11 protein-coding genes are annotated in these 14,723 nt (G+C 62.7%); 7 read left to right on the forward strand and 4 right to left on the reverse strand.

Annotated elements, in window-relative coordinates:
- The 4 genes from Q0520_RS00435 to Q0520_RS00450 all read right to left on the reverse strand — a co-directional run.
- Positions 1–1,323, reverse strand: a 1,323-nt coding sequence (locus tag Q0520_RS00435) for a lipopolysaccharide assembly protein LapB (protein ID WP_298665230.1), incomplete at its 3' end; no start/stop codon positions are given.
- Positions 1,324–1,399: 76 nt separating this feature from the next.
- Positions 1,400–6,301, reverse strand: a complete 4,902-nt coding sequence (locus Q0520_RS00440; RefSeq protein ID WP_298665232.1) for a PAS domain S-box protein — start codon at positions 6,299–6,301, stop codon at positions 1,400–1,402.
- 259 nt (positions 6,302–6,560) lie between these two features.
- Positions 6,561–7,085 (reverse strand): DJ-1/PfpI family protein, encoded by a 525-nt coding sequence (locus Q0520_RS00445; RefSeq protein WP_298665235.1) that lies wholly within the window; start codon positions 7,083–7,085, stop codon positions 6,561–6,563.
- Between the two features lie 78 nt (positions 7,086–7,163).
- Positions 7,164–7,391, reverse strand: a complete 228-nt coding sequence (locus Q0520_RS00450; RefSeq protein ID WP_298665238.1) for a hypothetical protein — start codon at positions 7,389–7,391, stop codon at positions 7,164–7,166.
- An 81-nt stretch (positions 7,392–7,472) separates the two neighbouring features.
- Here Q0520_RS00450 and Q0520_RS00455 point away from each other — a divergent pair, with 81 nt between their 5' ends.
- The 7 genes from Q0520_RS00455 to Q0520_RS00485 all read left to right on the forward strand — a co-directional run bounded on the left by Q0520_RS00455 (position 7,473) and on the right by Q0520_RS00485 (position 13,964).
- Positions 7,473–7,886 (forward strand): PaaI family thioesterase, encoded by a 414-nt coding sequence (locus tag Q0520_RS00455; RefSeq protein ID WP_298665241.1) that lies wholly within the window; start codon positions 7,473–7,475, stop codon positions 7,884–7,886.
- Between the two features lie 270 nt (positions 7,887–8,156).
- Entirely contained in the window at positions 8,157–9,740 is a 1,584-nt protein-coding gene (locus tag Q0520_RS00460) for a CTP synthase (protein WP_298665244.1), read from the forward strand.
- Between the two features lie 14 nt (positions 9,741–9,754).
- Positions 9,755–10,672: a glutamine-hydrolyzing GMP synthase gene (guaA, locus tag Q0520_RS00465; protein ID WP_298665247.1), complete on the forward strand. Its 918-nt coding sequence runs from the start codon at positions 9,755–9,757 to the stop codon at positions 10,670–10,672.
- A 14-nt stretch (positions 10,673–10,686) separates the two neighbouring features.
- The gene (locus Q0520_RS00470; RefSeq protein WP_298665259.1) at positions 10,687–11,823 is read left to right on the forward strand and encodes an acetylornithine transaminase; all 1,137 of its coding nucleotides are present in this window, start codon (positions 10,687–10,689) and stop codon (positions 11,821–11,823) included.
- Positions 11,807–12,865 (forward strand): histidinol-phosphate transaminase, encoded by a 1,059-nt coding sequence (gene hisC, locus Q0520_RS00475; protein ID WP_298665250.1) that lies wholly within the window; start codon positions 11,807–11,809, stop codon positions 12,863–12,865. The genes Q0520_RS00470 and hisC overlap by 17 nt, the downstream gene beginning before the upstream one ends.
- Complete coding sequence (locus Q0520_RS00480; RefSeq protein ID WP_298665253.1) at positions 12,862–13,374, forward strand: adenylate kinase family protein; 513 nt, start codon at positions 12,862–12,864, stop codon at positions 13,372–13,374. The genes hisC and Q0520_RS00480 overlap by 4 nt, the downstream gene beginning before the upstream one ends.
- Positions 13,371–13,964: a CDP-alcohol phosphatidyltransferase family protein gene (locus Q0520_RS00485; RefSeq protein ID WP_298665256.1), complete on the forward strand. Its 594-nt coding sequence runs from the start codon at positions 13,371–13,373 to the stop codon at positions 13,962–13,964. Before Q0520_RS00480 ends, Q0520_RS00485 begins: the two co-directional genes overlap by 4 nt.
- The last annotated feature ends 759 nt before the right edge of the window (positions 13,965–14,723 follow it).

A 14,723-nucleotide genomic window follows, 5' to 3' on the forward strand; every position in this document is an offset into this window, starting at 1 on the left:
GACAAGGGCGTCGAGGACCCGCCTCCCCCCGCCCCCGGTCCCGGTCCCGGTTCCAGTTCCGTCGCCCCCGTCGATGACGGCCTCCGCCACCTTCACGAGGTCGGCGACCCGCTGCGTGTTCGTGAGAATGTGGATGAGGATCTTCTCGCACTCCCGCGTCTCACCCCTCCGCACCAGAAACCGTGCATATTCGATACCGCCGTTCAGGAAGTCGAGCCTGTACGCCCGGTACAGCCAGTCCCGCGCCGTGTCCATCTCGCCGAAAGAGGCATAGAAGAGGCCTGTGCGCGTGAGGCTGACGACATTGGGGTCCTGTGAAACGGTCTCAAGGTAGCACGCCGGCACGGTCTCCGGGGCGTACGCTGTCCTGAGAAACTGCTCATAGGCGGCGACGGCCATCTCCAGGGTCTCGGGGTCGTCCATCCCGGCGATCTCCTCCCTGATCAACGCCTCATAACACTCCCGCGCAAGGTCTGTCTGCCCCGTCGCCGCGATGAGTTCGCAGGCGACGAGCTGGTGGATCGGGTGCGGACTCCGGGCAAGGAGACGTTCGCAGGCTTCCAGGGCCTCGCGGCACATCCCTTCCGACTTGAGGAGGAGGACATAGTCGAAGAGGAGGTCGTCGTCCGGGGTGTCCTCCAGGTACCGGGGAAAGATCCTCAGAGCCGCCGGGCGGTCGGAGGCGGAGAGAGCGGCGAGATATTGCCGCAGGAACGCCGGGTCCCCTGTCTTCCTGAACATCTCGACCGATGTCGCCGCGGCGTCGCGGTGCCGCCCGGCGACCATCAGGGCGTCGATGTACTCGGCATCGGCCCCGCTCCCGTCGAGGAGTTCCTGGTAGGCGTCGAGCGCTTCCTCCCCGCGCCCGCACTCAATGAGGGCGCGGACCAGGGCCCGTGCGTCTTCTTTCTTCCCCGAAGCCCGTGCGAGTGCGGAGAGGATCGGGACAGCCGACATCTGGTCGCTTTTTCCGGTGAAATATGCCGCGTAGGCCCTGAGGGCCTCCTCGTTTGCCGGGTCGAGCTGGACGGCGCGGGCATAGGCGGCGATCGCCCGCCCGTCCCCCCGCGCCGCAAGCACCCGGCCGAGAAAACTGTGGAGATACGAAGAACCCGGCATCTTCCTGAGAAGGTCGCGGATGTGCGCCTCTGCATCGCCGTATTCCCCGAGGGCGAAGAGGTCTGTGGCGACGAGGACAGCAAGGGACGTGTCGTCTGAACCGTTCAGGAGACGGGTGCAGAGGTCGATCGACTCCCTGTACTTCCCTGCCTCATAGAGGGCGAAGGCCTCCTTCCCGGCATCGGCTGGTGGTTGATCGGTCATGCGTGGATGCGAGTACCTTCACCGCACGCACCAATAAGGGTAATGAAAAAAGTCTGGCTCTCCCGTCACCAGAAACTCACGTGTTGAGGAGGTTCTGCAGGATGCGGGAGAGTTCGTCGATCCTGTACGGCTTCCCGATACTCCCGAAGAGCCCGAACCTCTTCGGGTCCCTGACAACAGGGTCGTTCAGGTACCCGCTCGACACCACCACCTTCACCGCCGGGTCGAGTTCGCGGAGGCGGTTGAACGTCTCCTCCCCGCCCATCCTGCCGGGCACGGTCAGGTCGAGGATGACACCGTCGTAGGGCTTCCCCTCCTTCAGCGCCTCTTCAAAGCGGGTCACCGCTTCTTCGCCGTCCTGTGCCGTCGTCACCGTGTAGCCGAGGTGCCGGAGAATGTCGCTGGTGGTCTCGAGAATGCCTGCTTCATCGTCCATCAGCAGGATCGAACCGATCCTGCCCGACGGTATGACCTCGGTTTTCATCTCTGCAGGTATAGTATGTGCTGACGATGGCAGATAAAGGGAGAAGGTTGTCCCGGCGCCGGGTTCTGACGTCACGTCCATCCACCCCCCGTGGTTCTTGATGATGGGCAGGGCAACGGCAAGGCCGAGGCCGGAACCATGCTTCTTAGTCGTGAAATAGGGGTCGAAGATCCGCCCCATGTGCTCCTTCGAGATACCGACCCCCTCGTCCTTCACCGTGATCCGCACATACGAACCGATCGGGAGGGGGACGGGGTTGTTCCCCGACACCTCCACGACCTCCGCCCCGATGGTCACCGCACCCCCGCCGGGCATCGCCTGGTCGGCATTGATGATCAGTGCCTGGAGCACCTGGAGGATCAGGGCCGGATCGGCGTCCACGGGCATCGGCCCGGGCGCAAGGTCGAACCTGCATGTGCTCTTCGAGCCGCGGAGAGCGTAATTTGCCGCTTCACGGACGATGCCGGCGACCTCCAGCGTGTCTTTCCTGGGCTCTGTCCTGTCGGAGAAACTGAAGAGTTGCCGCGTGATCTCTCCCGCCCGCATCGTCGCCGCCTCGGCCTCGGTCAGGCGGTGGTAGACGAAATCGTCAGGGGCGAGTTTCATGCGGGCGAGGTTGAGGTTGCCCATGATCGAGGTGAGGATGTTGTTGAAGTCGTGGGCGATCCCGCCGGCAAGTTCGGAGAGGGAGAGGAGTTTCTCTGTCCTGACAAACTCCTCTTCGGCCTTCTTCATCTCGGTGATATCGCGGCCGACGGCCTGATACTCCGATATGGCGCCGCCCGGAGTGAAGATCGCCCGCAACGTCCACTGGTGCCACCGCAGGTCGCCGTCGCTCTCCGGGTCCCGTGCAGTGCCTTCCAGGGTGACGCTGCTCTGCCTGCCTCCCGCACCCTGCCCGGCAAGGGAGGGGAGGAGGTCCTTGCAGTCGTCGGGGAGGAGTGTGGCGACGGAGGACCCGATCATCTCGTCCCTGCTGCGCCCGAAAGACCGACAACACGCCTCGTTCACGAAGGAGAGGCGCAGGTCCGGCCCGAACCGGCAGATCCATTCTGTCTGGTCCTCGACCACGCAACGGTAGCGGGCCTCGCTCGCCCTGATCTCCTCCTCCATTTTCTTGCGCACCGTGATGTCCTCGGCGAGAGCGACAACTCCCTTCTTCCTGTCGTCCGCGAGCGGGCGGGCATTCCAGACGAGGATCTTCGCGTCGCCGCTCTTCGCCCGGATCGGGAGTTCCATGTTCTCGATCCGTCCCCCGGTGGCGATCCTCTCTCTGATCTCGTTCATGATGGCGTCCCGCGAGACGGTGTCGGGGATGAGGACGTCCCAGACCGTGCCGACAGGCTTTCCGACCATTTCTTCCCTGTCGAACCCGGTGATCTCGGCCGCCGCCTTGTTCCAGACACTCACGCACCCGTCGTCGTCGATGACGGTGAGGAGGAGCATGGCATTCTCGATGACGCTCTCCCTGAACGAACTGAGTGCCCTGACATGCTCCTCGGCGCGTTTGCGCTCCGAGATCTCGGCGGCGAGATGTTCGTTCGCCCGGGTCAGTCTCTCGGTCCTTTCGAGGACGAGTTCCTCGAGGTGCGTCCGGTACTTTGCCAGTTCCTGCTCGATCTCGACCCGCTCGGTGATGTCGGCGAAGGAGAGCATGATGCAGAGAGGTTCGTTCTCCTCGTCCGTCACCATGTTTGCCGACACGCTGGCGTGGAAACGTTTCCCTCCCTTTTTCTTCCCGACCAGTTCGCCCGTCCACCCGCCGTCCTTATCGATGCGGTCCAGGATTGCGGTGACCTGCTTCTTCTGGGCCCAGAACCTGTCGAGCGGTTTTCCCACCACTTTCTGGATGTCGTCGTAGTCCCATTGTTTCAGGGCCGAGCGGTTTGCGAAGACAAGGTCGCCTTCGAGGTCGGTGATGATGATCGGGTTGATCGAGGAGGTGATGGCGCTGTCCATGACCCTGAGGGCTTCCTCGATCCGCTTCCTCTCCGAGATGTCGATCGCCGACCCGATGAGTTCGACCACCTTCCCTTCGTCATTGCGGATGACGCGCACTTCTGAGTGGACCCAGCGGTACTTCCCGTCCTTGTGCCTGATCCTGTACTCAAAGGTCTGCCTGCCATCCTCCATGAGTGCGGCATATTCCTCCCCCTGGACACGCAGGCGGTCGGCGGGGTGGATGTAGGTGGACCAGAATGCGGAGTCGAAGATGATCTCCTGCGGCTCGAAACCGATGAGGCCGGTGATGTTCTCGGTCACGAAGGTGATCGGGCCCATGCCGTGCCCTGTGACCGCCGGTTCTGCCGAGAAGATCACCACGGGACTTGAGGAGAGGATGTGCTGGAGACGCGACTTTGTCGATTCGAGTTCGACCTCGAGCAACCGCCGCTGGAGCGCCACCGAGGAGAGGTGGGCGAAGGTCTCGATCGTCGAGACCGATTCAAGGCAGACCTCGTCCCTGAGGACGATGACCACGCACCCGAAGAGTTCGTCGCCCCGTGCAATCCCGACGACGTATTCTTTCCTGCCTGTGCCTTTTGCGAAGGTATCGACGATCGTCCCGGCCGGGCCTGCAAGGAGGGTGGACTTCTCCCGCCCTTCGAGTGGCAGGACAACGCCCCTCCCGAGGTTCTCGATGAGGTCGGGCGGCACGGTGACAGTCATGCCCCTGCAACCGCGTGCCAGGGAGTAAAGGCGGGGAGAACGGTCTTCGTCGATGCCGGAGACCGCACGCACGGTGAGGGTCGTTTCAAGGTCGTCGTACCGGGAGACGATGACAAGGGCGTCTTCAAGGAGACCGCAGAGGTGGTCGGCGATATACCGGTAGATCTCCTCTTCGGGCGGGAGTTCGACGAATCCCATTGCCGCACTGGAGAGGAAGGAGAGTTCCCTGACGTACTGGATCTCCCTTTCTTCGGCGTGTTTCCGGTCGCTGATATCGCGAACGACCCCCATGATGCCGAAGGGAGTCCCGTCGCCTGCACGCAGGGGATTGACCCGTACCTCGACCCAGACGGCGCTGCCGTCGGCACGGTGCACTTCCTGCTCCAGGACGCGCGAGACCGGCCCTCCCTCGTCAGCGACCGTCAGGATCTCGCCTGCGATCTCGGAGAATGAGTTGTCTTTGCCGGCGGGGAAGACGTCGGTCACCGGACGGTCGACCATCGTTGCGGCAGGCCAGCCCAGGAGACGTTCGACCGACGGACTCAGGTAGGCGAACCTGAGGTCCGGGTCGAGGGTGAAGATGACGTCGGTGGCGTTCTCGGTGATCAGTCGGTAGCGGTGCTCGCTCTCCCTGAGTTCGACCTCGGTCTCGTTCTGCTCGGTGATGTCGACGAGGGATATGATGGAGTATTTCGTCCCCGGTATCAGGGAGACGTTGACGATCATGTCCCTCGGGGTGCCGTCCTTCGTGTATGTCCGGCACTCGTAGGACTTCGGTATGTCCGCAGCCCCGGTGCGTCTGAGTTCGTGGAACTGCCTGACCATGGGGCGGTCCTCCTCGTCGACGAAGGAGGCCCACGTGAAGCCGCCCCTGAGGTCGGCGGCGGCATACCCGTAGGTGCGCTCGAACTCAGAGTTCACCCTGAGGATCTCGCCCTCGTTGTTGAGGAGGAAGGTGGCGGTGCCGGTGGTCTCAAGGAGCGTCTGGTAGGTGACCTCCGACTGCCGCGCCGCTTCCCGCACCGCCTGTTCCCCGAGGTACATCCCGATCATCCCCGCGGCGGTGCGGAGGAAGGCGTCACCGCCGGCGGGGAGGGACCGGTCTGCCCCGTGCCTGATGCGGAGTCTTCCCCCTTCCCCCTCCAGAGGGATGGGGATGGTGGTCTCCGCATCTTTCTTCTTCCGGCGTCCCGCCGATGCTGCGGGGATGCCCGGTGCTTCGATCCCGACCCACGAGCACCAGGGGGCCGCCTCCAGCACGAGGTGTGCGGCCCTTCCCGTGACATCCCCGGCGGTGTGCGCCCTGTCCTGACAGAGAGAGGCAAGAGTGGAGAGGCAGGACACCCCTGCATCCGTGGCCGCGTTGCCCGGAACTGCGGCCATGTCCTTCACCTGTTTCTCTTTCTGGAGGAGGACGTCCTCTGCCCGTTTGATCCCGGTGATCTCGCGGAAGATATCGATCCTCAGGCCCTGCAGGGCGCTCCCTGTAATGACATGACTGGAGTAGGTGATCCACCGTGACCCGACGCCGCGCAGGGACAACTCCGGCCCCCTGCACTCGCGGGACTTCCTGTAGACCGCCTCGACCCTGACCCTGAAGGATTCGGGGTCCTCGAAAAGGGGGGTGAGTTCGGATTCCATGACCTCCATGACGTCCCTCCCGAGGAGTTCGCCCGGAGAAAGCCCAAAAATATGGCCGAATGTATTGTTGGCATAGATGATCGTCCTCTCCTGATCGCTGATCAGGATGCCGTCCCCGGAACGGTCCATCGTCAGGAGCAGGTGGGAAATCCCTGACTCCAGACGGTCAATATTCGAACTCTCCACACTATCCGCTCCCACGTCCCTTATGGACGAGGTAGCCATCAGCACTTATAATAGTTGTGTATTTCCCATTTGCCGTCACCCCTATCTTTATTGCCGGGAGTGTCCCTCTATTGTGCCGTCTCTCTTCTCAGGTCAGTGTGGCAAACCATCTCCCGTGCACCTCTCGTGCGCTTTTGTATCCCGGCAAAGTTGCGCAGGGGGGAATGAGATACTGCGACCGGATTCCGGGGGTCTCTCCGGAGCCCGAAAAAAAAGGTCTTCAGGGGGAGATGGGGGAGAGGACGGAGAGGACCGAGGCGGCGAAGGCTTTCGAAGCGAACGGACCGTTTGCGGTGACAACCTTTCCGTCGACGACGACGTCTCTGTCCGTCAGCGTCGCCCCTCCCCGCCTGATCTCGCTGACCGAGGCCGGGCTGTTGAAGACGGTCGCCGATTTACCCTTCAGCACGCCTGCGCGGGCGAGGACGACAGGTGAGAGGCAGATCGCGGCGACGACCTTACCGTCCTTTGCGAAGGTCTGCACAAGCCTGATCAGGTCGTTGTTGCCCCAGAGGAAGTCCTGCGAACCGATGCCGCCGGCGATGACGATCCCGTCGTATGCTTCGGGTGCGACCTCCACAAAGGTCGTCGTCGCTTCTGCCGCACCGCCGAGCATCCCCTCGCAGGTGCCGGTTTTCGTCGAGGCGATGACGGTCTCCACGCCCGCGTCTGCGAATGCTTTCTGCGGGACGAAGAGTTCTTCGTCGCGGAATCTGTCCGGTGCAATGGCGAGTACGAGTTTCATATCACTCAATGGGAGATTTTTCCCAATAACTTTATCTTTGCAGACAGGCGGTCGGCACGACCGTTGGGACAGGTCAGATCACTGGTGGCCGCGGAGGTGACGGGGCAGGGCGGTGCCGGGGCGGTACTTCTCCGCCATTGCAAGCGCTGTCTCGCGGAGTGCCTGGTGGTCGGCACGGCATGTTGCCGGGGGCGCTTCTTTCCTGAGTATCTGCGAGGTGTTCTCCGTGATCTGGATCAGTTCTGTTGCGATCACGGCGTTGAGCCAGATAAGGTCTTTGAGCATCTCTTTCTCGTCGGTGTCCATGATGGGGTAATAGGGCCTGTTCCTTTATGGTTTTTTCAGGGTCAGGGAATTGTTATGCCGGAGACGGTCCCACTCCTGACCATGGGATATCTCCAGGAGATCGAGGCAAAAGGACGGGAGGCAAACCCGTTTTTTGTTCTGATGGGCATTGACGTCGTATCTTTCGGCGGGGGCGAGGCCGTGCTCTCGATGGAGGTGCGGCCCGAGATGCACAATGGTGCGGGGTGGTTGCAGGGCGGCATCTACACCTCCCTTGCCGACGAGGCGATGGCCCTCGCCCTCACCACCCTCCTCGCCGGGGGCGAGCATATCGCCACCATCTCCGAGACGACGCAGTACTTCAAGGGCGTGCGGGAGGGCACGGTGAAGGCCACGGCCCGTGTCGTCAGAAAAGGCCATGCCGTCGCCTTTGTCGAGGGCGAGATCGCCGGCGCCGACGGCACCCTCCTTGCGCGGACGGCCGCCTCCTTTGCCGTCATGAGAGAGAGGTCGTGAGCGAGCGAGATAGAATCGGGGACTCGGGTCTGGTCCTCATACAGGGGAAGACAGAATGGAGATCCATCCTGCCGGGAGAGATTGCACTCCGTCTCCCTATCGTCATAGAGGGGTCCTGATCAATTCCAGGACGACCTCCGGCGTTGCATCCTCCACCTCTGTTTCCTCTCTTGATTTGAGACAAATAGAGAGGCGGATATCCTCATCCTAAGAACTATAATCCTCCGGAGAGACATAATAGGGTACGACGAGATCCGCGGGGAATTTGTTTTGAAGTATATATTCGTTACTGGCGGCGTAATGAGCGGCCTTGGCAAGGGCATTACTGCGGCATCGATAGGGAGGATCCTGAAGAACCGGGGATACCAGGTCACGGCCATCAAGATCGATCCCTACCTGAACATCGATGCAGGCACGATGGCCCCCGCCCAGCACGGCGAGGTCTTCGTGCTCAGCGACGGCGGCGAGGTCGACCTCGACCTCGGCAACTATGAGCGGTTTCTCGACATCGAACTGACGCGGCCCCACAACATCACGACAGGGAAGATCTACAAGACTGTCATCGAGAAAGAGCGCCACGGCGACTTCCTCGGCAGCACGGTCCAGATCATCCCGCACATCACCGACGAGATCAAGGGCCACATCGAGAAAACTGCCGAGGCCTTCGAGAACCACGGTCACAGGGCCGAGGTCTGCCTCGTCGAAGTCGGCGGGACAGTCGGCGATATCGAGAGCATGCCGTTCCTGGAAGCGGTGCGGCAGATGCGCCGCGAACTCCCGGCGCAGGACACCGCACTCGTCCACGTGACTCTGGTCCCGGCAGACACAATGGGCGACCTCAAGACCAAACCGACGCAGCACTCGGTCAAGGCGCTGCGCGAACTCGGTCTGCGGCCCGACATCATCGTCTGCAGGAGCGACCGCGTCCTGCCCGGCCATTCCAGGCGGAAGATCTCCGACTTCTGCGATGTCCCGGTCAGTGCGGTTGTCAGTGCGGCCGACGCACCCGACATCTACCAGGTGCCGATGGAACTGGAGAAAGAGGGTATGGCAAATGTCCTCCTCGACCTTCTCGGCCTGGAAAAGCGCGGCGTGGACTCCGAGTGGTACCACACGGTGACGGCCGAGTACACGAGCAGGGTGACGATCGGGATCGTGACCAAGTACGGGATCGAGGACGTCTATCTCTCGATCAAGGAGGCGCTGAAGCATGCCGGCCGCGCCCTCTCGACCGAGGTGCGGATCAGGTGGCTCGACGCCGAGACCTTCAACGGCACCGACCTCTCCGACCTGGACGGCATCCTTGTGCCGGGCGGGTTCGGGCCGCGGGGCGTGCCGGGCAAGATCCGCGCCATCCAGTATGCGCGGGAGAACCGGATACCCTTCCTCGGCATCTGCCTTGGTTTCCAGATGGCGGTCGTCGAGTTCGCCCGTGACGTCCTCGGCTACAAGGACGCCATCTCCGAGGAGTTCGGGGAGGGCACGCAGGTCATCGCCCTTCTCCCGGAGCAGGAAGAGGTGAAAGACCTCGGCGGGACAATGCGTCTTGGAAACTGCACCGTCGATGTCTCGCCCGGCACGCGGGCCCGGGACCTCTACGGGCAGGCCGAGATCGTCGAGCGCCACCGCCACCGTTATGAGGTGAACCCCGCGTATATCGAGGAGATCAAGAAGGCGGGGCTCGTCTTCTCGGGCAGGAACGGGAACAGGATGGAGATCCTGGAACTGCCGGACCACCCGTTCTTCTTTGCGACGCAGTTCCATCCTGAGTTCAGGTCGAGGCCGACACGGCCGTCGCCGCCGTATCTCGGGTTCGTGAACGCGTGCAGGGAAAATAAAGAGAAACAACAGTAGAGGAAGTGCAGGCAATGGTGAAGGTAGAGAAGTTCATCGAGACCGCGATCGAGGAGATCAGGAGGGAGGCCGGGGACGAGAAGGTCGTCGTCGCCCTTTCCGGCGGTGTCGATTCGTCGGTGTGCGCAGTGCTTGCGAGCCGCGCCATCGGGAAGAACCTGGTCCCCATTTACGTGGACACCGGGTTGATGAGGAAGGGGGAGAGCGAGCGGATCTGCGAACTCTTCTGCGACCTCGGTCTGAAGAGGGTCAATGCGGCCGACGAGTTCTTCGCGGCGTTGAAGGGGATCACCGACCCCGAGGAGAAGAGGAAGGCCATCGGCGAGAAGTTCGTGCGGATATTCGAGCGCGAGGCGAAGGCGACGGGAGCGAAGTACCTCCTGCAGGGGACGATCTACCCTGACAGGATCGAGAGCGAGGGCGGGATCAAGAGCCACCACAATGTCGGCGGTATGCCTATCCACATGCTCTTCGAGAAGGTCATCGAACCCCTCCGCGACCTGTACAAGGACGAGGTGCGGGAGGTTGCCGGGGCCGTCGGTCTGCCGGCTGAGATCCAGCACAGGATGCCTTTCCCGGGTCCGGGCCTTGCGGTCCGCGTCCTCGGCGAGGTGACGCCCGAGAAGATTGCGGTCGCCCGCGAGGCGAACGCCATCGTCGAGGAGGAACTGGTGGAGCGCTACCAGCCGTGGCAGTGCTTTGCCGCTCTCCTCGGTCGGGGGACCGGGGTCAAGGGCGACGTCAGGTGTTTCGGCTGGGTCGTCGCCGTCAGGGCGGTGAACTCCCGCGACGGCATGACCGCCGACCCGCTGGAGGTGCCGTTCCCGGTGCTCACCGCCATTGCCGGCCGGATCACCTCGGAGATCGCGGAGGTCTCCAGGGTCGTCTACGACGTAACTCCCAAGCCCCCTGCGACCATAGAATACGAGTGAGGGACGGTATTATGATGGAGTTATCACGGAATTATCGTGAACTGGACGCCCGTTATTACATGCCCGCCTTCTCGCGCTCGATCGAGGTCGTGCGCGGGCGGGGTGCGCATGTCTGGGACGCGGACGGGAAGGAGTATATCGACTGTGTGGCCGGGATCGCTGTCTGCAGCACGGGCCACTGCCACCCTGCGGTGGTGGAGGCGATCTGTTCGCAGGCGCACGAGTTGATCCATTGCTCGAACCTCTACTATGTGCCGAACCAGGCCGAACTTGCGAAGAAGGTCGTCGAGATATCGGGCTTCAAGAACGGCAAGGCTTTCTTCTCGAACTCCGGGGCCGAGGCGAACGAGGGTGCGCTGAAACTTGCACGCCTTGCCACCGGCAGGAAGAAGTTCGTCTCTTTCACCCACAGTTTCCACGGGAGGACGATGGGGTCGCTTGCCGTCACCTTCAAGCCCCCGATCCGCGAACCTTTCGAGCCTCTTGAGCCCGGTTGCACCTTCGTCGAATACGGCGACCTCGCCGCCCTGGAGAAGGCGGTGGACGCCGACACGGCGGGCGTGATCGTCGAGGCGATCCAGGGCGAGGCCGGTGTCATCCCCGCTCCCGATGGGTTCCTCGAAGGGATCAGGGAGGTCTGCGACCGGAAGGGCGCTCTCATGATCGTCGACGAGGTCCAGACCGGCATGGGCAGGACCGGGAAGTGGTTCGCCTTCCAGCACACGAAGGCGGTGCCCGACATCGTCACGATGGCGAAGGGCATTGCGAGCGGTTTCCCCATGGGTGCGCTTGTCGCCCGCGAGGGGCTTGAGTTCAAGAAGGGCGAGCACGGCAGCACTTTCGCCGGCGGGCCTCTCGCCTGCGCCGCGGCACGGGCGACGATCGCCGTCATCGAAGGGCTTCTCCCGTCGATCCCGGAGAAGGCGGAACGTTTCGCCCGCGGTCTCGCCGCCCACAACCCGCGGGTGCGCGGCCTCATGATCGGTTTCACCCTCGGCGAACGCTGTCCTGCGGTGCAGGCGTACTGCGCCGAGCACGGTGTCCTGATCAACTGTGCGGCAGACGGGAACATCCGCCTGGTCCCGCCCCTGGTGATCTCGGACGAGGAGATCGACACGGCTGTCGGGGTCATCAATGCGGCGCTTCGTTAGACGGCAGTACGCCGCGCCCGGCGGGTATGTCTTTGCAAAGAGCGCGGAGGAGATCGCCCGCGAGAACGGGCTTGACCGCGTCGCACGCCTGGCGAGCAACGAGAACCCTTTCCCGCCGTCAGATGCGGTGGTCGCCGCCGGTCTCGCCGCCCTGAAGGAGGGGAACCGGTACCCTGCCGGTCACCCCGACGCTATCTTCAGGGCGCTGAAGGCGGTGCACGGCGACCATGCGTTCATCATCGGGAACGGTATGGACGGCGTGATCGAGACGGTCGTGCGGACGGTGGTCGAACCCGGCGACCGTGTCGTCGTCTCCACTCCGACCTTCTCCTTCTACGGTCTTGCGGCGGCGGCGCAGGGTGCGGAGGTCGTGAACGTGCCGCGGGAACCGGACTTCTCGGTCGATGCCGGGCGGTTCGTCGAGGCGTGCCGCGGCGCGAAACTCGCCTTCCTCTGCACGCCGAACAACCCGACGGGGAACGCCGTCCCTGTCGAGACGGTGCGGGAGATCCTTGACGGTATCGACTGCCTCCTCTTCCTGGACAACGCGTATATCGAGTTCTCTGATATCGACTACCGGCCCCTGATGGAGGAGTACGACACCCTCATCGAGGGGCGGACCATGTCGAAGGCCTATTCCCTTGCCGGTCTGCGCTTCGGCTATGCCTTTGTCCCGGAGGGTCTCCTCCCCCCCTTCGACCGGGCGTCCACGCCTTTTGCCGTGAACACCGTCGCCCTTGCAGCGGCAGGTGCGGCCCTGTCCGACCGGGCGCACATCAGAGAGGCCGTGGCGCATGTCCGGAGGTGGAGGGAGCGGTTCATGGCCGGGATCCCCCTGCCGGTGACGCCGTCTGACGCGAACTTTATCCTCGTCGACGTCGCACCTCTCAGCGGTGATGAGGCGATGGAGCGCCTCGCCGCCCGCGGTGTGATTGTCAGGTCGTGCCGGAGTTTCCCCGGCCTTGACGACCACTATATCAGGGTCAGTATCGGTGCGGACTGGGAGAACGAACTGTTTCTACGCGGGATTACAGGACTATGATGATCGGTATTACGGGTACGCCGGGGACGGGGAAGAGCACCATCGCCGGGATCCTGGAGCGGCGTGGCCATGTGGTCGTCCGCGCCAGCGAGACTGTCGGGCCTTTTGTCCTCGGTGACGACCCTGCACGCGATACGAAGATCGTGGACGAGGAGGCATGGGCGGCGGCGTTCACTCCGGTGGACGGTTTTGTCGAGGGGCACCTCGCCCACCTCCTCCCCTGCGACCGTGTCGTTGTCCTCAGGTGCAGGCCCGATGTCCTGGAGGACCGTCTCGCGGCCCGTGGATATGCTGAGGCGAAGGTGCGGGAGAACGCCGAGGCCGAGGCGCTCGATGTGATCCTTGTCGAGACACGGGAAAATTTTGAAGAGAGTCAGGTGCTTGAGATCGATACGACGACGACCCCACCCGACGAGGCCGCCGACCTCATCACGGGTTTTGCAACCGGGACGGTGCCGCCCTCCTCGGGTTCGATCGACTGGTCGTCGTACCTGCTGGAGGGGCTATGACACTCGACCGTTTCCGTCCCTATGTCGCCGGTCTCCTGACGCCGGCGATCAATGCGGCCAGGGCCCTCCGCCTGACCCCGAACTTCTTCTCCGTCGGCGCTCTCCTCGCCGCCTTTGCGGCGGGCCTCGCCTTCTATCAGGGGATGCTCGCGGTCGCCATTGTCCTTGTGGCGGTCAACGCGATCTTTGACGCGCTGGACGGCGCCCTCGCCCGCGAACTCAAGGTCGCAAGTCTGCGCGGCGACTTCATCGACCACGTCGCCGACCGCTATGCCGACATTGCCATCATCACCGGCATCTTCGCCGGGGGTGCGGCCTCGTGGGAGATCGGGGTCTTTGCCCTCACGGGTGTCCTGATGTCGTCCTACATGGGGACGCAGGGGCAGGCCCTCGGTGTCGGGCGCTACTACGGCGGCATCCTCGGGCGTGCCGACAGGCTTGTCCTCCTCATGATCGCCGGGCTCCTCGATCTCTTCCTCGGGATGACGGTCTACGGGATGCCGTACCTGGGGTGGCTCCTGGTCTTCTTCGGGATCTTCGGCCACTACACCGCTCTCCAGAGGTTCGTCTATATCTGGAAGAGGATCTGAAACTTTTTTTTCGGGTGGGGAGAGGAAGCCCTTCTCTCCTCTCCTCTCCTCATTTCTCATGATCGGGGATGGACGGCGACACGCGGCCGACCCTTTCCACCTTCGCGCCTGATTTGCACCAGGGCGGTGGAAATGATCCGGATGTAGAAGGGGAGCGTTCCTGAGGTGTATGTGCGTACAGAGTATAGAGAGAGAAGTGTGTACAGATACCCCGGTAAATTTGCACACCACCCGGAGAACACACGGCATGGTCGGCCGCGGTGTGTGCCTCCCTGTGAAATCCGGGGTGGTGCAAACGAGGGTGATCAACGGGATTAAGTGGTCTCTTTTATCGATCCCTGGCCGCGGGTTGCTTCTCTCTCTGGTGCAAACCAGGTGTAAATGGAAAAAAACAGGGTTTTTGCCGGATTGCTGGTGCAAAGGTCCTGGAGGATCGCTCATGAAACGGATCTGGAGATATTCTATTCTTGACGTATGTGGCGGGGTTTCAATCGAAAATCAGGTTCTGTAGATATCCTCCTACAAAGGTAGATCGTGCGTCCTGATCCTCTGCCTTCCCCTTCCCGTCCGCCGGGGGACTACGCCGAAAATCAGAGATTTTCTTGAACTCGCTATCGCTCGTTCCCCGCTCAGGATAGGTTCCGGGAAGAAAGGGTCAGAGTCCTGGAAGAGAATGTCGTACCTGCCATCAGGTAGGGAGTGAATGGCAGTCTCCTCCTCGATCTCCTTTTCTCTCTTCCCGGATCAATCCTGAGTCGG

The sequence above is a fragment of the uncultured Methanofollis sp. genome (assembly GCF_937919355.1).
Classification (GTDB): domain Archaea; phylum Halobacteriota; class Methanomicrobia; order Methanomicrobiales; family Methanofollaceae; genus Methanofollis.

Coding starts and splice junctions, on each gene's coding strand:
- Q0520_RS00445 (WP_298665235.1), bottom strand. CDS start 7,085: ATGAAACTCGTACTCGCCATTGCACCGGACAGATTCCGCGACGAAGAA.
- Q0520_RS00450 (WP_298665238.1), bottom strand. CDS start 7,391: ATGGACACCGACGAGAAAGAGATGCTCAAAGACCTTATCTGGCTCAAC.
- Q0520_RS00455 (WP_298665241.1), top strand. CDS start 7,473: ATGGGATATCTCCAGGAGATCGAGGCAAAAGGACGGGAGGCAAACCCG.
- guaA (WP_298665247.1), top strand. CDS start 9,755: ATGGTGAAGGTAGAGAAGTTCATCGAGACCGCGATCGAGGAGATCAGG.
- Q0520_RS00470 (WP_298665259.1), top strand. CDS start 10,687: ATGGAGTTATCACGGAATTATCGTGAACTGGACGCCCGTTATTACATG.
- hisC (WP_298665250.1), top strand. CDS start 11,807: ATGCGGCGCTTCGTTAGACGGCAGTACGCCGCGCCCGGCGGGTATGTC.
- Q0520_RS00480 (WP_298665253.1), top strand. CDS start 12,862: ATGATGATCGGTATTACGGGTACGCCGGGGACGGGGAAGAGCACCATC.
- Q0520_RS00485 (WP_298665256.1), top strand. CDS start 13,371: ATGACACTCGACCGTTTCCGTCCCTATGTCGCCGGTCTCCTGACGCCG.